The organism is Tabrizicola sp. BL-A-41-H6 (assembly GCF_050632395.1).
Classification (GTDB): Bacteria; Pseudomonadota; Alphaproteobacteria; order Rhodobacterales; family Rhodobacteraceae; genus JAUYQR01.
In genome coordinates, this window is record NZ_CP192600.1 from 197,833 (window position 1) to 217,799 (window position 19,967).

The 19,967-nt window shown below is 63.9% G+C and carries 19 protein-coding genes and 1 tRNA gene; 9 read left to right on the forward strand and 11 right to left on the reverse strand.

Annotation, left to right across the window (positions count from 1 at the left end):
• Positions 1–36: 36 nt before the first annotated feature.
• The 7 genes from mtgA to ACROUL_RS00975 form a co-directional block, all read right to left on the reverse strand.
• Positions 37–789 (reverse strand): monofunctional biosynthetic peptidoglycan transglycosylase, encoded by a 753-nt coding sequence (gene mtgA, locus ACROUL_RS00945; RefSeq protein WP_431297689.1) that lies wholly within the window; start codon positions 787–789, stop codon positions 37–39.
• A gap of 43 nt (positions 790–832) precedes the next feature.
• Entirely contained in the window at positions 833–1,369 is a 537-nt protein-coding gene (locus ACROUL_RS00950) for a DUF1269 domain-containing protein (RefSeq protein ID WP_431297690.1), read from the reverse strand.
• Positions 1,370–1,456: 87 nt separating this feature from the next.
• The gene (gene gltB / locus ACROUL_RS00955; protein ID WP_431297691.1) at positions 1,457–5,995 is read right to left on the reverse strand and encodes a glutamate synthase large subunit; all 4,539 of its coding nucleotides are present in this window, start codon (positions 5,993–5,995) and stop codon (positions 1,457–1,459) included.
• Complete coding sequence (locus ACROUL_RS00960) at positions 5,982–6,695, reverse strand: hypothetical protein (RefSeq protein WP_431297692.1); 714 nt, start codon at positions 6,693–6,695, stop codon at positions 5,982–5,984. The genes gltB and ACROUL_RS00960 overlap by 14 nt, the downstream gene beginning before the upstream one ends.
• Before the next feature lie 94 nt (positions 6,696–6,789).
• Positions 6,790–8,226, reverse strand: a complete 1,437-nt coding sequence (locus ACROUL_RS00965; protein WP_431301216.1) for an NAD(P)-dependent oxidoreductase — start codon at positions 8,224–8,226, stop codon at positions 6,790–6,792.
• A 160-nt stretch (positions 8,227–8,386) separates the two neighbouring features.
• Positions 8,387–9,190: an undecaprenyl-diphosphate phosphatase gene (locus ACROUL_RS00970; protein ID WP_431297693.1), complete on the reverse strand. Its 804-nt coding sequence runs from the start codon at positions 9,188–9,190 to the stop codon at positions 8,387–8,389.
• Between the two features lie 68 nt (positions 9,191–9,258).
• Entirely contained in the window at positions 9,259–10,245 is a 987-nt protein-coding gene (locus tag ACROUL_RS00975; RefSeq protein ID WP_431297694.1) for a complex I NDUFA9 subunit family protein, read from the reverse strand.
• Between the two features lie 173 nt (positions 10,246–10,418).
• Here ACROUL_RS00975 and ACROUL_RS00980 point away from each other — a divergent pair.
• Positions 10,419–10,503, forward strand: a tRNA-Leu gene (locus tag ACROUL_RS00980).
• A 55-nt stretch (positions 10,504–10,558) separates the two neighbouring features.
• Here the strand turns inward: ACROUL_RS00980 and gndA are convergent.
• Genes gndA through ACROUL_RS00995 form a run of 3 tightly spaced genes read right to left on the reverse strand, consistent with a single transcriptional unit; the run spans position 10,559 to position 13,137 of the window.
• Positions 10,559–11,965: an NADP-dependent phosphogluconate dehydrogenase gene (gene gndA / locus ACROUL_RS00985; RefSeq protein WP_431297695.1), complete on the reverse strand. Its 1,407-nt coding sequence runs from the start codon at positions 11,963–11,965 to the stop codon at positions 10,559–10,561.
• On the reverse strand, positions 11,956–12,843 hold the full coding sequence (locus ACROUL_RS00990; protein WP_431297696.1) for an SMP-30/gluconolactonase/LRE family protein: 888 nt from the start codon (positions 12,841–12,843) through the stop codon (positions 11,956–11,958). Before ACROUL_RS00990 ends, gndA begins: the two co-directional genes overlap by 10 nt.
• A 27-nt stretch (positions 12,844–12,870) precedes the next feature.
• A complete protein-coding gene (locus ACROUL_RS00995; RefSeq protein ID WP_431297697.1) occupies positions 12,871–13,137 on the reverse strand; it encodes a hypothetical protein in 267 nt (88 codons plus the stop codon).
• Positions 13,138–13,496: 359 nt separating this feature from the next.
• On the opposite strand from ACROUL_RS00995, the gene ACROUL_RS01000 reads away from it, so the two are divergent.
• The 8 genes from ACROUL_RS01000 (at position 13,497) to ACROUL_RS01035 (ending at position 18,556) form a co-directional block, all read left to right on the forward strand.
• Positions 13,497–13,718: a hypothetical protein gene (locus tag ACROUL_RS01000; RefSeq protein WP_431297698.1), complete on the forward strand. Its 222-nt coding sequence runs from the start codon at positions 13,497–13,499 to the stop codon at positions 13,716–13,718.
• Between the two features lie 94 nt (positions 13,719–13,812).
• Positions 13,813–14,427 (forward strand): ribonuclease D, encoded by a 615-nt coding sequence (locus tag ACROUL_RS01005; RefSeq protein ID WP_431297699.1) that lies wholly within the window; start codon positions 13,813–13,815, stop codon positions 14,425–14,427.
• Positions 14,408–15,370, forward strand: a complete 963-nt coding sequence (locus ACROUL_RS01010) for a KpsF/GutQ family sugar-phosphate isomerase (RefSeq protein ID WP_431297700.1) — start codon at positions 14,408–14,410, stop codon at positions 15,368–15,370. The genes ACROUL_RS01005 and ACROUL_RS01010 overlap by 20 nt, the downstream gene beginning before the upstream one ends.
• On the forward strand, positions 15,370–15,984 hold the full coding sequence (lptC, locus tag ACROUL_RS01015) for an LPS export ABC transporter periplasmic protein LptC (RefSeq protein ID WP_431297701.1): 615 nt from the start codon (positions 15,370–15,372) through the stop codon (positions 15,982–15,984). The genes ACROUL_RS01010 and lptC overlap by 1 nt, the downstream gene beginning before the upstream one ends.
• Before the next feature lie 11 nt (positions 15,985–15,995).
• Positions 15,996–16,490 (forward strand): LptA/OstA family protein, encoded by a 495-nt coding sequence (locus ACROUL_RS01020; protein ID WP_431297702.1) that lies wholly within the window; start codon positions 15,996–15,998, stop codon positions 16,488–16,490.
• A complete protein-coding gene (gene lptB / locus ACROUL_RS01025; protein ID WP_431297703.1) occupies positions 16,490–17,254 on the forward strand; it encodes an LPS export ABC transporter ATP-binding protein in 765 nt (254 codons plus the stop codon). The genes ACROUL_RS01020 and lptB overlap by 1 nt, the downstream gene beginning before the upstream one ends.
• 225 nt (positions 17,255–17,479) lie before the next feature.
• Positions 17,480–18,055, forward strand: a complete 576-nt coding sequence (gene hpf, locus ACROUL_RS01030; protein WP_431297704.1) for a ribosome hibernation-promoting factor, HPF/YfiA family — start codon at positions 17,480–17,482, stop codon at positions 18,053–18,055.
• Between the two features lie 36 nt (positions 18,056–18,091).
• Complete coding sequence (locus ACROUL_RS01035; protein ID WP_431297705.1) at positions 18,092–18,556, forward strand: PTS sugar transporter subunit IIA; 465 nt, start codon at positions 18,092–18,094, stop codon at positions 18,554–18,556.
• 2 nt (positions 18,557–18,558) lie between these two features.
• Here the strand turns inward: ACROUL_RS01035 and ACROUL_RS01040 are convergent, their stop codons facing one another.
• Positions 18,559–19,959, reverse strand: a complete 1,401-nt coding sequence (locus ACROUL_RS01040; RefSeq protein WP_431297706.1) for a nodulation protein NodH — start codon at positions 19,957–19,959, stop codon at positions 18,559–18,561.
• Positions 19,960–19,967: the final 8 nt, after the last annotated feature.

Below are 19,967 nucleotides of genomic sequence, written 5' to 3' on the forward strand. Positions count from 1 at the left end.
CGCGCGGGCACGGGAAATTCAATCCCTGCGCGGGCCTCAGCCTTCGAAACAGGCGGAACGACCGTCAACCGCGATGGTTTCTGCCCCCGCGATGATCGCACGGGTCCGCTTGCGCACAAAGCTCGACGGATCGCTGGCGCTGCGCCCTTTGGGGTCGGGCAGCACTGCCGCCAGCCGGGCCGCCTGCACCGCCGACAGGTCCTTGGCATCAACCCCGAAGTAATGCTGTGCCGCCGCCTGGACGCCGAACACCCCGTCGCCAAATTCGGCCACGTTCAGATACACCTCCAGGATCCGCTGCTTTGACCAGAGCAGTTCCACCGTCGGCGTCAGCACCGCTTCGGCGGCCTTCCGCAGCCAGCTTCGCCCGTGCCACAGGAACACGTTTTTCGCCACCTGCTGGCTGATCGTCGACGCGCCGCGCCCACCGCCCTCGTCGATCGCGGCCCGGATCGCGGCCATGTCAAAACCCCAGTGGTTGCAGAAATTCGCGTCCTCCGCCGCCACCGCGCTGCGCCCCATCACCGGGGCGATGTCTTCCCACGCCACCCAGTCCTTTTCGATCCCGCCAAGCCGCCACGCCTCGCCCATCTGGTAAAGGTTGATCGGCGGCGGCAGAAAGCTGAACAGCACCACCAAAAGCCCGTAAACCCCCGCAATCGCGCCCAAGCCCCGAAGCGCCCAGCGCATGACCAGCCGCCCGCGCGACAGCGGCGGTGCGCTTTCGGCAGGTTTCGGCTTGCGCTTGCGCGGCGCGCGGGCGGTTTTTTCGGCAGGCTTTTCTGTCATGGGCGGAACATAGACGCGCGCGGGCCGGCGCCGTCAAGTGAGCCTATTTGCGCCCGCCGCCAAGCTGGTCATGCGGCTGGTGCAGGGGCGGCACCTTTTCCAGAAACTCCTTCAGCCGGGCCTCGGCTTCATGGGTAAGTGAGGTGTGCAGCACCCTGCCCTTCTCGCGGAACGGCTCCAGCCGTTCCAGCACCTTGTCGGCGGTCAGTTTGCGGATCAACAGCCCGACCGCCGCCCCGCCCTTGTCAAGACTTTGGCCGATGTCGCGCAGGAACTGGTCGTCGATGCCGATATCGGTGAACTTCCCCGCCAGCGCCCCGGCCCCCGCACCCACCGCCGCGCCGACGATCGGGTTCAGGAACAACAGCCCGATCAGCGTGCCCCAGATACCGCCACCGATCGCCCCGCCTGTGGTCAGGTTCACCGATTGGTGCAGGCTGACCTTGCCGGTGTCGTCGCGGGTGACAACGACGACATCCTCCATTTCGATCAGGTGTTCCTTCTGCAACGCCACCAGTGCCTTGCCGGCGGCAAAGGCCGTCGCCTCATCGGGGAAGGCTACGATGATCAGGTCGGACATGGCTCACTCCATGAAATGCACAGGGCCGCCGCAGGATGCGACGGCCCTTTGTAGCATACCCAAAGCGGTTTGGGGATGGGAATTTCCCTATTCCGCCGGAACTTTCGCGATCTCGTCGCTCAAGGGATAGGCCAGATGCGCCAGCATTTCCTTCGGACAGACCTGCAGGAAATTGCGCCGCTCGCTGTCCCAGTTCGCAAGGATGCGTTCAGCCAGTTTCGAGGCGGTTTCGTCCAGATGCCGCTGGATCAGGCCCTTCAACTGCAACTCCCAGTGCGGGTGTTCGACCGCACAGGTGACGATGCTTTCAAGGTTCATGAAATCTTCCGCCAAGCCCTTCGGGTCGTAGACATATGCCATGCCCCCGGTCATCCCGGCGCCAAAGTTGGCCCCGATCCGCCCCAGCACCACCGCGACGCCGCCGGTCATGTATTCACACCCGTTCGACCCGCAGCCCTCGACCACCACATGCGCGCCCGAGTTGCGAACGCCAAACCGCTCGCCCGCCCGACCGCTGGCGAACAGGAAGCCGTCGGTCGCGCCATATAGCACCGTGTTGCCGATGATCGTGTTGTCCTCGGCCTTCAAGGGCGATGACATCAGCGGCCTGACCGTGATCGTGCCGCCCGACAAGCCCTTGCCGACATAGTCGTTGGCGTCGCCCTGCACTTCCAGCTTAAGCCCCCGCACCGCGAACGCACCAAGCGATTGCCCGCACGACCCGGTCAGCTTCACCGTCAGATGGTCGGGCTGGAGCGCGTTGCGCATCCCAAACTTCTTGACGATGTGACTGCTGGCCCGCGTCCCGATGGTGCGCAGCGTGTTCCTCACCGCGTAGGACAGCTGCATCTTCTCGCCATCCTCGAAGAACCGGTGCCCATCGCGGATGATGTCGGCGTCCAACGTATCCGGCACCGCATTGCGGGGCTTCGACCGGTCGTAGGTGATCTTCGACGCGCCGTCGACGGTGATCAGCAGCGGGTTCAGGTCAAGGTCATCCAGATGCGCCGCACCACGGCTGACCTGGGTCAGAAGGTCGGCCCGCCCGATGATCTCGTCCATCGACCGCGCGCCAATTGATGCCAGAATCTCCCGCACTTCCTGCGCGTAGAAGGTGATCAGGTTCACCACTTTGTCCGCCGTGCCGGTGAACTTCTGCCGCAGCGCCTCGTTCTGCGTGCAGACGCCGACCGGGCAGGTGTTCGACTGGCACTGGCGCACCATGATGCAACCCATCGCGATCAAGGCCGCGGTGCCGATGCCGTATTCCTCGGCCCCCAGCATCGCCGCCATCACGATATCGCGGCCCGTCCGCAAGCCACCATCCGTGCGCAGCGTCACCCGCTCGCGCAGGTTGTTCATCGAAAGCACCTGATGCGCCTCGGTCAGGCCCATCTCCCACGGCAGGCCCGCATACTTGATGCTGGTCGCCGGGCTGGCCCCGGTGCCGCCGTTGTGGCCGGAAATCAGGATCACGTCAGCCTTGGCCTTCGCCACCCCTGCCGCAATCGTGCCTACACCCGACGAAGACACCAGCTTCACCGTCACCTTGGCGCGCGGGTTGATCTGCTTCAGGTCGTAGATCAGCTGCGCAAGGTCTTCGATCGAATAGATATCGTGGTGCGGCGGCGGCGAGATCAGCGTCACCCCCGGCGTCGAATGGCGCAGCCGCGCGATCAGCGCCGTGACCTTCATCCCCGGCAGTTGGCCACCCTCGCCGGGCTTGGCACCTTGGGCCACCTTGATCTCAAGCTCCTCACAAGCGTTCAGATACTCCGCCGTCACGCCAAAGCGCCCCGACGCGACCTGCTTGATCTTCGCCGAGGGGTTGTCCCCGTTCGGCTCCGGCACGAAATGCGCCGGGTCCTCACCGCCTTCGCCGGAATCGCTCTTTGCGCCGATCCGGTTCATCGCCACGTTCAGCGTCTTGTGCGCCTCCGGGCTCAGCGCCCCCAGTGACATCCCCGGCGTGACAAAGCGCTTGCGGATCGAGGTGATGCTTTCCACCTCCTCAATCGGCACCGGCTTGCCCAAGGTCTTGATGTCCAAGAGATCGCGCAAGTGGATCGGCGGGTTCGCCCGCATCGCCGCCGAATACTGCTTCCACAGGTCATAGCTCGCCCGGTCGCAGGCCGATTGCAGCATGTGCATCGTCTGCGCTTCCCAAGCGTGTTTTTCGCCCGACCGCCGCGCCTTGTAGAACCCGCCGATGGGCAGAACGTCAGACCCGCCCAGCCAGCCGCGCGCGTGCACTTCCTCCAGCTTCTGCTCGATCCCGGTCAGGCCGATGCCGGAAATGCGGCTGTGCATGCCGGGGAAATACTCCGCCACCATCGCACGGCTCAGACCAACCGCTTCAAAGTTCAATCCGCCGCGATAGGACGAGATCACCGAAATCCCCATCTTCGACATGATCTTCAGCAGCCCTGCGTCGATGGCATCGCGATACCGCCGCATCGCATCGGTCAGGCTGCCTTCGATCAGTCCCCTGTTGATCCGGTCCGCAATCGAATCCTGCGCGAGGTAAGCGTTCACCGTCGTCGCACCCGACCCGATCAGCACCGCAAAGTAATGCGGATCAATACACTCCGCCGACCGCACGTTGATCGAACAGAAGGTCCGAAGGCCCTTCCGCGTCAGCCACGAATGCACCGCGCTGGTGGCCAGAATCATCGGCATCGGCACCCGATCCGTGCCTTGATGTTCGTCCGTCAGCACCAACTGCCCCGCGCCCGAACGCACCGCATCCTCGGCCTCGGCGCGGATACGCTCCAGCCCCACGCGCAGGTCGTCCAGCCCAGGCGACACCGGGAAGGTGCAGTCAATGAACGCCACCTGATCGCCGAAGCGCTTCACCAGCACGTCGAACTCGGCGTTGCCAAGGAACGGGCTTTCCAGCACCAGAATCTCGGTCTGGCTGTTGTTTTCATCCAGCACGTTGCGCAGGTTGCCGAACCGCGTCTTCAAGGACATTACCCGGCCCTCACGAAGCGAGTCGATCGGCGGGTTGGTAACCTGGCTGAAGTTCTGCCGGAAGAAATGGCTCAAGGGCCGGTAGATCGACGACAGCACCGCCGCTGGCGTGTCATCGCCCATCGAGGCGACCATTTCCTTGCCGTCCTCGGCCATCGGGGCCAGAACCTGCTCCAGCTCCTCGATCGTGAACCCCGCCGCGATCTGGCGCTTGCGCAGTTCGGAACCGGTAAACGTCGCCACCTCGGGCACGTCCTTCAAAAGCGCGTTCAGATCGACGATCTTGCCTACCCAGTCGCCATAAGGCTGCGCCGAGGCGAGGCGGTTCTTCATCTCCACATCGTGGTAAAGCCGCCCCTCGGCCATATCGACGGCGATCATCTGCCCCGGCCCCAGCGCGCCCTTTTCGCGGATCGTCGCCTCGTCCACCGGCACCATCCCGGCTTCGGACCCGGCGATCAGCATCCCGTCGCCCGTCACCACATAGCGCATCGGGCGCAGGCCGTTGCGGTCAAGCCCGCCGCAAACCCAGCGCCCATCCGTCATCGCCAGCGCCGCCGGCCCATCCCACGGCTCGATGACCGAGTTGCAGTAGGAATACATGTCCGCCCATGCCTTCGGCATGTCGGTCGTGGCCTTAGACCACGCTTCCGGCACCAGCATCGTCTTGGCCAAGGGGGCCGAGCGGCCAGACCGCACCAGCACCTCGAACACCGCATCCAGCGCGCCCGAGTCGGACGTTCCCGCCGGGATGATCGGCTTGATGTCCTCGGCGGCGTCGCCAAAGTTGTTCGACGCCATGCGAATCTCGTGGCTCCGCATCCAGTTGACGTTGCCCTTCAGCGTGTTGATCTCGCCGTTATGGGCCAGCATCCGGAACGGCTGCGCCAGCCACCACTGCGGGAAGGTGTTGGTCGAATAGCGCTGGTGATAGATCGCGAAGGCGCTCTCGAACCGTTCGTCCATCAGGTCGGGGTAGAACACCGCCACCTGTTCGGCCAGCATCATGCCCTTGTAGATGATGCTGCGGCACGACAGGGAACACAGATACATCCCCTGGATATGCGCCGCCAGCGCCGCCTTCTCGATCCGGCGGCGGATGATGTAAAGTTCCCTCTCGAACGCCTCGGCGTCGATGTCCTTGTCGCAGCGGATCAGGATCTGCTCGATCTCGGGCCGGGTGGCGTTCGCCTTGTCGCCCAAGACTTCGGTGTTCACCGGCACATGCCGCCAGCCGTATATGTAATGGCCCATCCGCAGAACTTCGGATTCGACGATCGTCCGGCACCGTTCTTGCGCGGCGAAATCCGTGCGCGGCAGGAACACCTGCCCCACGGCCACCAGCTTTTGCATGTCCGGCTCGTGCCCGGTGCGGCGGATCTGGTCGTAAAAGAACTTCACCGGGATCTGCACATGGATACCCGCGCCGTCACCCGTCTTGCCATCGGCATCGACAGCGCCCCGGTGCCACACGGCCTTCAGCGCGTTGATCCCATTCTCCACCACCTTCCGGCTGGGCTTGCCACTGATCGACACGACAAGGCCAACGCCGCAGGACGAATGTTCGTCATCAGCCTTGTAAAGCCCGTTCGCATCCAGCCATTCGCGCTTGGCTTCTTCGGCCGCCACCCAGGCTGCGTCAAAGGTTGTCATGGCTGTGCTCCTTTTGTGGTGCGGGCGCGCGCGACATGATCGCGTCGCAGTCATAGATCGGTTGGGTTTTCAGAAAGCCGGGCTCGCCCGGAAAGATGAACTCCACCGGGCTTCCGTCCATTGGAAGGAAGTTGCCATCGCCGGGGTCCCATTCGGATGGTCCGGCAAAGAACAGCCGCCATTCGGGGTGGATGTATTCGTTGCCGCGCGACCGGCGCAGGACATTTCCCATCGGGTCGATCTCGGCATACTCGAACTCGGTCTGGCTCAGGGAAATGCCGTCGATCACGATGGTCTTGCCCGTCAGCCGGTCGAACCCGGACACCCCCGACGACGTGCCGTCCTCGTTCGTCAGGCCAAAGGCGAAACTGTCCTTGCCGCTGGCCAGAAGGTCGCTGAACGACGCGGGGTCGGTCGGGTTCGGGTCAAGCGACTGGCGGTTGGGCGGGTTCAGGTCGAAGCTTTCGATCCACTGCCCCTCGATATCAACGTGCGACAGGAAATACGGCCCTTCCTGATCGAAGTCGGCCCGCCACTGGTCGCCATGCGGGTCAGCGAGGCAGCGGTAATACTGTGACACCCGGCAGGCTTTCGACTGCACGGTCATGAACACCTCGCAGCCCTCCGGCGCGGTCCATGCCCCTGCAAGGGCCGGCGCCGCCGGGGCCAGTAGACAAGCAAGGATCAGAAGCTTCCGCATCGCCGTATCACCTGTGTGATGGGTCACATCGTCTGACGTTTCGTCTGCCGGGGTAGGGCTAAGGTGCCATACGCCTGCCAGACAGTTTGCAGCTTCACTCCGCAGCCACCGCTTCGGCCTGTTTCAGATAGGCCAGGATCGCATCTGCCGCCTCGCGCCCGTCGCGGATCGCCCAGACCACAAGGCTTGCACCGCGCACGATATCGCCTGCCGCATAGACGCCGGCCAAGTTGGTCTCATGGGTGCGGAAGTCGGCCTTGATGGTGCCCCAGCGGGTCACTTTCAGCTCTGGCACATTCCACATGGTTGGCAGGTCTTCGGGTTCAAAACCAAGGGCTTGCACCACCAGATCGGCAGGCTCCACATAGTCGGCACCCTCGATCACCTCTGGGCTTTGCCGCCCGGTCGCGTCCGGCGCGCCAAGGCGCATCTTCTGCACCATCACGCCCTCCACATCCGGTCCGCCGGTGAAGCCCTTCGGTGCCGAAAGCCAGACAAACTCCACGCCCTCTTCCTCGGCATTGGCCACCTCACGCTGGCTGCCCGGCATGTTGGCCCGGTCGCGGCGGTACAGGCACTTAACGCTGAGCGCCCCCTGCCGGATCGCGGTGCGCACGCAGTCCATCGCCGTGTCGCCGCCGCCGATCACCACCACGCGCTTGCCGCTGGCGTTCAGCATCCCGCTGTCAAACTCCGGCACGTCGTCGCCAAAGCTTTTGCGGTTCGATGCGGTCAGATAATCCAGAGCCTTTACCACGCCCTGCGCACCTACGCCCGGCGCTTCGATATCGCGCGATTTGTAGACGCCCGTTGCGATCAGCACCGCATCGTGCCGGCCCCGGATCGCATCAAAGGTGATGTCCTCGCCCACGGTGCAGTTCAGCACGAACTGCACGCCGCCGGCCTCCAGTTGCTCGATCCGCTGCATCACCACCGGCTTTTCCAGCTTGAACCCCGGAATCCCGTAGGTCATCAGCCCACCCGCGCGGTCATACCGGTCATAGACCGTCACCTGCACACCCGCCCGGCGCAGCACGTCCGCCGCCGCAAGGCCACCCGGCCCCGCACCGATGATCGCCACGCTTTCGCTGCGTTCGGCATGTGGGTGGATCGGCTGGACCCAGCCCATTTCCCACGCCTTGTCGGTCAGGTATTTTTCCACCGACCCGATGGTCACGGTGCCATGGCCCGACTGTTCGATGACGCAGTTGCCTTCGCACAGCCGGTCCTGCGGGCAGATGCGGCCGCAGATTTCCGGGAAGGTATTGGTGGCCTGGCTCAGCTCATAGGCTTCCTGCAGCCGGCCTTCGGCGGTCAGCTTCAGCCAATCGGGAATATTGTTGTGCAGCGGGCAATGCGATTGGCAATAAGGCACGCCACACTGGCTGCACCGCCCCGCCTGCTCGGCGGCCTTCTCGGCGGCGTACTCGCGATAAATCTCGTCGAAATCCTGTGAGCGCAAGTTGGGCGCGCGCTTTTCGGGCATCGCCTTCGGCACCGTCACGAACTTGAGCATCTTTTGCGTGGCCAAGGCTTCGTCTCCCATCACCTGCGTCGGGAGCGCCTTGCTACAACCGAACCGGCTGGATGAAAAGGCAGCAATGCTGACCTAAATTGGAGAATTCCCGGCTCACAACCCAAAACTTCACCCGTCAGGGAAGAATTTAGGTCAATAAAGCTTACCTACCGCCTCAATACCCCAACCAAAGCAGGGTTCCAGCCGCCGTCCCGACGATGATTCGCCACCAGCCGAACAGCGCATAGCCATTGCGTCCGATGAACCCAAGCGCCCACCGCACAACCAGAATCGCCGTGACAAAGGCGGCGGCAAAGCCCACCGCGATCTGCCACACCGCCCCGAAATCCAGCGCGGCGCGGTTGACGAACAGGTCATAGGCCACCGCAGCGCCCACCGTCGGAAGCGACAGAAGAAACGAAAACTCCGCCGCCGCCCGCTTTTCTACCCCGAACAGCAACGCCCCCACGATCGTCGCGCCAGACCGGCTTACCCCGGGGACCATCGCAAGGCACTGGAACAGACCGATGATCAGCGAGGTCCGCATCGGCAGGTCCAGCGCATCGTGGTGCACTGCTGGCGGCGCGATGCGGTCGATAACCAGCAGGATGAACCCGCCCAACACCAGCATCACGGCTATCAGCATCGGCGTTTCGAACAGCACGTTCTTGATGAAATCATGCGCCAGAAGGCCGATCACCACGGCCGGCAGGAACGCCACCAGCAGCGAAACGATGGCTCGCAGCGCCGCCGGATCACGCCGTGCCCGCAACACCAGCCCTACCAGCAACGTGGCATAAACCGATGCCAGCGCCAGAATCGCGCCAAGCTGGATCACGACCTCAAAGGTCTTGCCGTTGGAGTGGAAGCCCAGAAAATGACCGGCCAGCAACAGATGCCCGGTCGAAGACACCGGCAGAAATTCGGTCAGCCCCTCAAGGATGCCCAGCGCCGCCGCGATCAGTGTCGAGTGTTCCATGACCTACCTGCCGCCCAGCCGATGCGAACCGGGCCTCGTGATTTCGGGCACCCGCGGGGGTTCGACCCTCAAGCCTTCTTCAGGTTCTTGGCCGAATCCTTGATCGCGGCATATTGGCCCGAAGGCCTATAGCGCCACAGATACTCCGGCAGCACTGCCGCCATCGCAGTCGGCTCGATCCCAAGGTCGGCAAAGCCCTTGGCCCCGGTCGGCACAACGTTGTCGACGGTCAGGCTGGACAGCTGGTCGCGCGTGATGATCTTGTTTGGGATCAGCCCGAGAGTCACCGCGCTCAGCATGTCGAAGGCAAAGGCGACGATCCGCATCACCCAGAACGGCATGCTGACCACAAGCCGCCGCCGGTGGATCACCGCCAGCATACGCCGCATCAGCCCGGCAAAACTGTCCACATCCGGACCGCCAAGTTCGTAGATTCCGGGGCTCGCCTGCCCCAGCACGCCCTTAACCGCCGCCTGCGCGACATCGTCGACGTATACCGGCTGGAACCGCGTATCCCCGCCCGCAATCGGCAGAAGCGGACCAAGCCGCGACATGGCGGCAAAGCGGTTGAAGAACTGGTCTTCCGTTCCGAAGATCACCGAAGGGCGCAGGATCACCGCACCCGGAAATGCGGCCAGAACGGCGCTTTCGCCCTCGGCCTTGCTCTGCGAATAAAGGCTTGGCCCCTGCGCATCCGCCCCGATGGCCGAGATGTGGACCAACCGCCCCACGCCCTCTTCTGCCGCAAGCCGCGCGATGCGGGCAGCACCTTCGGACTGCACGGCTTCGAAGTTGTTCTTGCCGCCACGGTCAAAGGTGCCGACGCAATTCACCACCGCATCCGCGCCGTGCAGCACCCTGCGGACCGACGCATCGTCTCGGATGTTGCAAAACAAGGGCTCCACTTGCCCGACCGTTCCGTAGGGTTTGACGAACAGCGCGTCGTTCGGGTGCCGAACGGCCACCCGGACACGCCAGCCCTCTTTCGCCATGCGCCGTGCGATATAGCGGCCGACAAAGCCCGATCCGCCGAAGATGGTGACAAGCTTGCTCAACTGCCCGTGCCCCTTGTGTCTGAACCTTCCGCTTCGGCTGAGTGAATAGCGGCGACGGCCAAGCCAAACAAGCTGCAAATGCCCGCACCGACGCTTGGCCGAAAGCCTCCGAATTTTCGCCGCTCCCCGTTGACACTCTGGGACTGCACCTTTAAATCGCGGCTCACTACCTTGCCCAGATGGCGGAATTGGTAGACGCGCTGGTTTCAGGTACCAGTGTTGCAAGACGTGGAGGTTCGAGTCCTCTTCTGGGCACCAACTACAAAAGCCCCGCAGCGAAAGCTGCGGGGCTTTGTCGTTTCGTGCCGCTGCGTCAGGCTGATTCTCCCCACGGCCCGTGGTGGACATCCGCCCCATCCAGCCGGTCAAAACCGTGCGCCCCGAAGAAATCCCGCTGTGCCTGGATCATGTTCGCGGTGCCGCGACGGGTGCGCATCGCATCAAACCATGCCAGCCCAGCTGACAGCGCCGGCACGGAATGGCCCTGCAGTGCGGCAACCGACACCACGCGGCGCAGCGACGGCACGCAACGCTGCAGTTCGGCCGCGAAGGTCGGCGCCAGCATCAGGCTGCGCGCGGGATCTTCGGCCAAGGCCTGTGCCATCGCATCCAGCAAGGACGACCGGATGATACAGCCGGCCCGCCAGACCCGGGCGATCGACGGCAGTTGCAGGTCCCACCCAAAGGCCGGCCCAGCGGCGGCGGTCATGCTGAAGCCCTGCGCGTAGCACAGGATCTTGCCCGCAAGCAGCGCGTCATGCAGGTCAGGCAGGCCAAGCCCCTCGGTCACCGCCTGCGGGGCCGGGCCAAACAGCGCCTCGCCCGCAACCCGCTCGTCAAGCCGCGCCGACATGTTGCGCGCTGCGACCGCCGCTTCGATCACCGGAATAGGTGCCGACAGGTGCTGCGCCTCGATCGCGGTCCAACGGCCGGTGCCCTTCTGGCCCGCCTTGTCGAGGATCACATCCAGCATCGCCGCACCGGTCAGCGGATCGGTCGCCGCTGCGACCTGCGCCGAAATCTCGATCAGGTAGCTTTGCAGCGGACCCGTGTTCCACTGCCCGAACGCCTCGGCAATGGCAGGGGCGTGCAGCCCAAGGCCATCGCGCATCAGGCCGTAGACCTCGGCGATCATCTGCATGTCAGCATATTCGATGCCATTGTGCACGGTCTTGACGAAATGCCCGGCACCTTCGGGTCCCATCCAGTCGGCACAGGGCGCTCCCTGATACGACGCGGCAATCGCGGTCAGGATCGGGGCGATGCGGTCCCAATCCGGCTTGTCACCGCCGCCCATGATCGCCGGGCCGTGGCGCGCGCCGTCTTCGCCGCCGGACACGCCCATGCCCAGAAATCGGAACGGCAGCCCCGCCCTTGCGCGCCGGTTGGTGTCGTGAAAGTTCGCGTTACCCGCGTCAATCACCAGATCATCCGCCGAAAGATAGGGGGCAAGTGCTGCAAGCTGGTCGTCCACCGGCTGTCCGGCGGGCACCATCAGGATGATTGCACGTGGCGGGCGGATCGCAGCGACCAACGCCTCAAGCGTCTCGCAGGGGGTGATGTTCGCGGCCAGCGCGCCCGCCTCGGCATGAAAGGCCCGCGTCGTTGCCGTGGTCCGGTTCCAGACCGCAATCGGGCCTGCGTTCTCTGCAATGTTCAGCGCTAGCGCCGATCCCATGGTGCCAAGGCCGATCAGGCCGATGTCTGCTGTCACGGCCATTGTACGCCCCTGCGGTTCAAGATGATGGAATAAAGCGATGTGGTGGCGGTGATGAAAAGCTGGTGCTTCGCGCGCCCGCCAAAACAGAAGTTCGACACGACCTCGGGTATCAGGATGCGGCCCAGAAGCGTGCCGTCCGGCGCGATGCAATGCACCCCATCACCTGCCGATGACCAGAGGTTGCCGTCACTGTCGCAGCGGATGCCATCGGCGCAGCCCGGTTTGATGACATGGAACACGCGCCCATCGGTCGGGCGGCCCGAGGTCATGTCGAAAACCATGATGTGCTGCGGATCGGCCGAATGCATCCGCCCGGTGTCGGCCACGTAAAGCCGGTTCTCGTCGGGTGAGAACGCCAGCCCGTTGGGGCACATCATGTCGGTGATCACCGCCTCAAGGCTGCCATCCGGGTCGATCCGGTAGACATGGCGCGGCAGTTCCTCGTCGGCCTTGTAGCCCTCGTAATCAGTCATGATCCCGTAATGCGGATCGGTGAACCAGATCGAGCCATCGGACTTCACCACCACGTCGTTGGGCGAATTCAGCCGCTTGCCCTGATAGCTGTCGGCAAGGGTCGTGACGCTGCCGTCATACTCGGTCCGCGTCACCGACCGTGTGCCGTGCTGGCAGGAAATCAGCCGTCCCTCGCGGTCGCGGGTGTTGCCGTTGGCAAAGTTCGACGGCTGCCGGTAGACGCTCAGGCCATCCGGCGACCAGCGCATGATCCGGTTGTTCGGTATGTCGGAAAACAACAGGCAGTTGGCATCGCCGAACCAGACCGGCCCCTCGGCCCAGTCGAATCCGGTGGCCAGCCGTTTCACCGGGGCGTTGAACATGACGAACCGTTCAAAACGCGGGTCGTGGGCTTCGTAGAACATCGTCGCTCCTTTAGCCGGGGAAAGTCGTCATACGGGCGTCAACAGCGGCCTGCCCACGAAATGCGCCATCAGGTTGGCACGGGTTTCCAGTGTCGCGGCCAGGGCGATGACGTAGTAATCCGACCGCCGTGCCAAGGCCAACTGACCGGCTTCGTAGTTCCACGCCCAGGCATCCGGTCGAAAGGCCGCCTTGTCGGCTGCCTCGAAATACCGGCGCATGTCGAAGGCCGCGTCCAAAGCGCGCTGGTCACCCTCGGGGTAGCTGCCGATCTGAAGGATATGCGGCTTGGTCATGGAGGCGGGCCTCGTCTTTGACAGGGGTGTCAGGGCTACCATGAACAAACCCGCGACACGGTGTCGAGCGGAAACACCAAGGGAAGGATCGGCTTGGCCACGACCCAGCGCATCGTCATCATGGGCGTCGCAGGTTGCGGCAAATCCAGCGTCTGCGAAGCCGTCGCCGCACGCCTTCGCCTGCAATACCGCGATGGTCACACGCTCCACTCGGCTGCCAACGTCGAGAAGATGCGCCTCGGCACCCCCCTTACCGATGAAGACCGCTGGCCGAGGCGGATGAATTGCGCGAAAGGGCGCCGATCATTGTCGGGTGTTCGGCATAGAAGCGCGCTTACCGCGACCATATCCAGGCGGGCGTGCAGCATCCGGTCACGTTCGTTCATCTGGCGGGGAACCGGAACCTGATCGCGGCGCGCATGGCCGAAGGCAAGTGGCGTTACATGCCGCTCTCGCTTCTGGACAGCCAGTTTGCGGCGCTGGAGCCGCCGGATGCGGGCAAAGGCATCGCCGTAGACGTCGGCCCGTCGGGTCCCGCCATCACCGATGCGGTCGTGGCGGCGTTGGGTCTGGCGGGCTGATTCCAGCACCACTCCTGCCGATCCGGTCCCGCGTGGTTGACCCGAAGGGATCAGGCCGATAATCCGGCTGGGTATCCCACAGGAAAGTTGCGCAGTGGCCATTCACCTTCACCTCTCCGACCTTCCCGATGGTCTTGTCCTTGGCCCGGTGGTTGCGATTGATACCGAAACGATGGGACTTGACCCGCGCCGCGACCGGCTTTGCGTGGTGCAACTTTCCGACGGTTCGGGTGATGCCCACCTGGTACAGATCGCAAAGGGCCAGACCAGCGCGCCGAACCTTGAACGCCTGCTGATCGACCCCGCAAGGCTGAAGCTTTTTCACTTTGGACGGTTCGACATTGCCGCGCTGAAACGCGCCTTTGGTGTTACTACCCAACCTGTCTGGTGCACCAAGATCGCCTCCAAACTGGTGCGCACCTTCACCGACCGGCACGGGCTGAAATACCTGCTTGCCGATCTGGTCGGCGTCGATGTCTCCAAGCAGCAGCAAACCAGCGACTGGGGGGCAGAAGTACTGACCGATGCGCAGAAGGAATACGCCGCGTCCGACGTGCTTTACCTCCATGCGCTGAAACGCGAACTGGAAGCGCGGCTGATCCGTGAAGACCGGCTTGATCTGGCACAGCGCTGCTTTGATTTCCTGCCGACCCGGGCAGAGCTTGACCTCCTCGGCTGGGGGGACCTGAATGACATCTTCAGCCACTGACACCCTCGCCACCGGCCGCCGCGTCATCCGGCGCGAGGCTGACGCGCTCGACATCCTTGCCGATGGCTTGGGCGACAGCTTCGCGCAGGCGGTTGATCTTCTGATTGCCTCGACCGGGCGGGTGATCGTGTCGGGCATGGGCAAGTCGGGCCACATCGCCCGCAAGATCGCCGCTACCTTCGCCTCCACTGGCACGCCTGCGCATTTCGTTCACCCGGCCGAGGCCAGCCACGGCGATCTTGGCATGGTGGCGCGCGGTGATGTGCTGATCGTTCTGTCGAACTCGGGCGAGACGCCGGAACTGGCCGACATCCTTGCCCACGCCAAGCGCTTCGGCATTCCGCTGATCGGCGTGGCCGGGCGTCCCGGTTCCACGTTGCTGCGGCAGTCGGATGCGGCGATCCTGCTGCCCGACGCGCCCGAGGCGTGCGAAACAGGGATCGTGCCCACCACCTCCACCACGATGACGCTTGCTCTGGGCGATGCGCTTGCGATTGCGCTGATGGAACACCGCGCCTTCACGCCCGAACATTTCCGCATGTTCCACCCCGGCGGCAAACTTGGCGCGCGGCTTCTGAAGGTCAGTGACCTGATGCACGACGACCCGCCCTTGGTGTCGGCAGAAACGTCGATGCGCGATGCGCTGCTGGTCATCAGCCGTCGCGGTTTTGGCGTGGTTGGCGTCACCGGCCACGATGGTGCGCTGGTCGGCATCATCACCGACGGCGACCTTCGCCGCCACATGGACGGGCTTTTGTCGATGACCGCAGGTCAGGTGATGACCGCCTCGCCCAAGACCATCGGCCCCGACGCCCTTGCCGGCGAGGCGCTCGCGGCCATGAACGACCGCAAGATCACCTGCCTGCTCGTCACCGACCCGGACGGCATGGCCGCGACAGGAATCGTCCATATCCACGATTGCCTCAGGGCAGGCGTGGCGTGATGGCCCGCGCCGACACGCATTCGCGGGTCGTGGCGTGGCTGAAGGTTGCCCTGCCGCTGGCGGCGCTTGCCATCTTGGCGACGCTCTTCCTGCTTGCCGACCGGATCGACCCGAACGACGCGATCCCCTATGCCGAGGTCGATGTCGAAGACCGCGCCCGCACGCCGCGGATGACCGAACCGACCTATGCCGGGCTTACCTCTGACGGCAGCGCCCTGACCCTGACCGCCGATCAGGCGCGGCCAGCCACCGCCACGACCAGCGCGGTGGCCACGGGAATGACCCTTGCGCTCGACACACCCGATGGTGCGCGAACCGAAGTTGTCGCCGCCAGCGCGGTGATCGACGATCCCGAGCGCAAGCTGCATCTTACGGGCGGGGTCGTGGCGACGACCTCTGCCGGCTACCGCATCGTCACTGACGGCGTTTCGGCCAACCTCGACCGTTCGGCGCTGGAAAGCACCGGCCCGGTCACCGCAACCGGCCCAGCCGGCAAGATCACCGCAGACCACTTTTCGCTGCGCCAGGCCGACAAAGCCGCCGGCACCTACGTTCTGGTTTTCAACGGCGCGGTGAAGCTGGTATACCTGCCCGGCAGCTCGGCTTCTCCGTGAAGGCATTGAAGATGGCATTTTCCTTTCGCGCACTGGTTCTGGCGGCCGCACTTGGTGCGGCAGGCTCGCAGTCCATGGCGCAGAACGCGACCGTCGCTTTCGGCGGCCTGAAGCAGGACACGACCCTTCCGGTCGAGGTGCAGGCCGACCAGCTTTCCGTCAACAACGCCGATGGCACCGCCGTCTTTACCGGCAACGTGCTGGTCGGGCAGGGTGAAATGCGCCTGACCGCCGCCGAGGTGCGGGTGATATACGCCGCAGACGGCAAGGCCATCGACCAGCTTCTGGCATCTGGTGGCGTCACGATCAGCAATCTGGCCGACGCCGCCGAGGCGAAAGAGGCGGTCTATACAATCAACACCGGCGTGGTCGTGATGACCGGCGACGTGCTGTTGACCCAAGGCGCCTCTGCCATGACCGGGCAGAAGCTGACGATCGACCTCAAGGCTGGCACCGGCCTGATGGAGGGGCGCGTCTCCACAACCTTCGTGCCGGGTGGCAACTGATGTCGGCACCCCGCCCTGACCTGACCGTGACCGAAGGCAGCGCCGGGCTCCAGATCCGCAGCTTGCGCAAAAGCTACAAGAAGCGCCCGGTGATCCGCGACGTGTCGATGGACCTGCGGCGGGGTGAAGTCGTTGCCCTGCTTGGCCCCAACGGCTCGGGCAAGACCACCTGCTTTTACGCCATCGCGGGTCTCATCACTCCCGAAGGGGGTCAGGTGCTGATCGACGGGCGGGATGTCACCATGCTGCCGATGTATCGGCGTGCGCGCATGGGCATCGGCTACCTGCCGCAGGAAGTGTCGATCTTCCGCGGCCTCAATGTCGAGGACAACATTCTTGCCGTTCTGGAAATCGCCGTGCCAGACCACCACAAGCGGCGCGAACGGCTTGAAGAACTACTGAGCGAATTTTCGATCACCCACCTGCGCCGCACGCCCGCGCTGGCGCTGTCCGGCGGTGAACGCCGCCGGGTGGAAATTGCGCGCTGCCTTGCCGCTGACCCCAAGTATCTGCTGCTGGACGAACCCTTCGCCGGCGTCGATCCGATCGCGGTCGGCGAAATCCGCCATCTGGTGCATGATCTGAAATCGCGCGGCATCGGTGTGCTGATCACCGATCACAACGTCCGCGAAACGCTCGACATCGTCGACCGCGCCTACATCCTGCATGACGGCAAGGTGCTGATGTCCGGCACGACGGACGAAGTTGTTCGGGATGAAACCGTCCGCCGCGTCTATCTGGGCGAGAATTTTCGTATCATTTGATCGGCTTTGCGCCCGTTGGAATCGACTCGGTTGACAACGCGCCCCGGCCTGTCGCCAAATACCCTTGATGCGTGCGTCCGTAGCCCTCACCCGGTTTCCCTGTGCAGCGGTTCCCCCGTTCGGCAAAAGCCGCGTGACGCAACGTTCCCTCGATCCATCCCCGAAAGGTCCGTGCGTCTTGCCAGGAATGGCAGCGCTACGGGCGGCATGAGAAAAGGAGAAACCATGCGCTACCAGATCAGCGGGAAACAGATCGACATCGGCGAGGCTCTCCAGACCCACGTGAAGGCCGAAATCGGTGAAGTCATTGAAAAATATGCCCAGCGTCCGACTGAGTGCATTGTCGTGTTCTCCCGCTCGGCGCATGAACATGTCTGTGAGACGACGATTCACCTGTCCACCGGACTGACCGCACAAGCCAAGGGTCATGCGCCCGAGATCTACGCGGCCTTCGAATCCTGCCGCGAAAAGCTGGACAAGCAGTTGCGTCGCTACAAGCGGCGTATCCGCAACCATCACAACCATCGCACGGCACCGGTTGAATTCAGCGAAAGCGCCACGTATATCCTCGCCGGATCCGAGGACGCAGAGGACGCAGAGCCCGATACGCTCCAGCCCATCGTGATCGCCGAGATGGAAACGAAGATACCTTCGATCACCGTCGGCGAAGCCGTGATGCAGCTGGAACTTGCCGGGCAGCGAATGCTTGTATTCCGGAACGAAGGCCATGGAGGCGTGAACGTCGTGTACCGTCGGGATGACGGGAACATCGGCTGGATCGACCCCCGCAACAGCAGGTAACAGGCGCTTCCGACGGCGCGGGATCATCGACCACTCATGGAACTATCCAAGCTACTGATGCCGGGCGCCGTTAGGATTGTCGGGCAACTCACGTCAAAAAAGCGGTTGTTCCAGGAACTGGGCGAAATCGCCTCGCAGGCCTACGGGCTTAGCGCTGCCGTCGCAATCGACGGTCTGCAGGAACGCGAAAGTCTTGGCCCAACCGGCGTGGGCCACGGCATTGCCCTGCCTCATGCCCGACTCGAGGATCTGTCGAAGATCGTCGGCGTGTTCATCCGGCTGGAAAAGCCGCTGGATTATGACAGCGTCGACCGCCAGCCCGTCGATCTGGTGTTCGGGCTGTTCGCGCCGAAGGATTCGGGTGTCGATCACCTCAAGGCGCTGGCTCTTGTGTCGCGCACGATGCGAGACCAGTCGATCGTCGCAAAACTGCGCGCCAATACCGATCCCGGCAAGCTGCATGCCATCCTGACCGAAAGCCGCGCGCCGCAGGCCGCTTGAGATCAGGGCGAAAACGCACCAAAGCCAAAGCCCGCGTAGTCGCGCGGATAGGCATTTGCCGCCGCCTTCTCCAGCAAAGGGTCGATGATCCGGGCAAGTTGGTCACGATAGGCACTGTCCACCGCAACCGCTGGCGCGGCAATGCCGACCTCGGCCGCAAGATACTCCAGCCCTGCCGACAGACGATCCTCTCGGATCACCAGGTCAATCGGATGAAACCCGGCGAACCCCTGCAAAAGGGCAGTCTGGCTGGCCAGGTTCGCATCGACGCGCGCCCCGGTCTGGCCTGCTGCGCTTAACCTTGCGAAATGCAGGAACACCAGAAAGGCTGCGCGCTCGGCCTCAAGGTCCGCGAACTCCGACCCCGGTTCGGGCAGAGCGGCCTTGTAGTGGCGCACCAGTTGTCGCCGCTGTTCGGCCAGCTTGCCGGGCAGGATCAACCCACGAAAGACACCGTAAGCCCTCAGCAGCGGGTGCCGAACCACCGTAAAACTGCGATGGCCAGGGTTTGCCCGCTTCCACTGGCGCAGCGTCTTGTGCCCGAACCCGTCAACCAGCCCGCCCTCGCCCAGCGCGGAAAGCCAGTCTCGCAGCGTGCCTTCAGGGCCCGACCGCACCGGAAAGAACAACAGCGGCGCGCCTGCCGCTGCCAGCACCGCCGGAACCCCCGCAGTCCGTCGCGGCTCGAAGTTCGGGGTGCGCGCCAGATTGAACCGGTCCAGCCGCGCCAGCGCCTCGTGCATCTCGTCGGGATTGGCTACCTTTGTATCCAGATCCTGCGGATTTTGTTTCTTCAGCGTGTCGTCGATCGCTTCCAGCCGCGCAGTGACGCCCAGAAACTCCGCCAGCCCGTTCAGCACCGCCAGATCGGTCAGATCCTCGTAATCAAGGTAGAACGCGGTCTGCCCGGTGGTCTGCAAGGCCTGTGCCAGCCGCAGATAAAAAGATTGCAGGGCGGTCAGATGCGCCTCGAACTCCGCCGCGTCGAAAGTAACCGTCGCCGTCTTCAGGCGTTTCGCGTCGGTCAGCTTCCATTGGCCTGTTGCCCGCGCGATTTTCAGGCTGACGTAACTTTCCACCGGATTGCGGGTCAGGATGATCTTGGCACAGGCAGGGGCGGCCAGAACCGCCTGCAACACCCGCGGGTCGTGGTCGTGAAAGAAGCGAAACCCGAACAGCCCGTCGGTCTGGTAGCGCATCTGCTGCAAAAGCAGGTCCGGATCCGCATCGCGCGCCTCCAGTGACACGCCCAGAAGAGCGGTCTGATCCTTCTTTCCGATGAACCCGGGATTGAACGCCTCGCCGTAGCTGGTCACGCCAGGAAGGCAATTCAGGTTGGCTTCCAGAAAGTTCGACCCCGTCCGCATCCCAGCAAACAGCACGAAACTTTCAAACCGCGGCATCCGTCCGC